Origin of the sequence: Chryseotalea sanaruensis (genome assembly GCF_003990915.1) — a bacterium.
Lineage (GTDB): Bacteria > Bacteroidota > Bacteroidia > Cytophagales > Cyclobacteriaceae > Chryseotalea > Chryseotalea sanaruensis.
The window spans coordinates 1-379 of record NZ_BHXQ01000037.1 but is presented as its reverse complement, the minus strand read 5'-3'; the positions used below and the strand labels follow the sequence as shown (position 1 = coordinate 379).

General features: G+C 49.3%; 1 protein-coding gene. It reads right to left on the bottom strand.

The annotated features are described in order from the left end of the window. Window positions 1-379: PKD-like domain-containing protein (locus tag SanaruYs_RS20185; RefSeq protein ID WP_160118740.1), on the bottom strand; the 379-nt coding region annotated here is incomplete at both ends.

The window sequence follows — 379 nt, the reverse complement described above, 5'->3', positions numbered from 1 at the left end:
TGGTGCCACTCACTTGGGTGCCGCCTGTAATCGTCCAAGCATAGGTGCTACCTGCATTCGAAGTTACACTATATGCAACTCCTGCTTCACTCGCACAAACACTGTTATCGCCTGTGATCGCACTCGTAACTGGTATAGGATTGATCGTAACCGGTAAGTTTACTGCAACTCCGGCACAACCTAAATTCGTTTCTACTACCTGAACATTGCCTGCTCCCGCTGCTCCCCAATCTACTGTAATGCTTGCTGTATTGGTGCCACTCACTTGGGTGCCGCCTGTAATCGTCCAAGCATAGGTGCTACCTGCATTCGAAGTTACACTATATGCAACTCCTGCTTCACTCGCACAAACACTGTTATCGCCTGTGATCGCACTCGT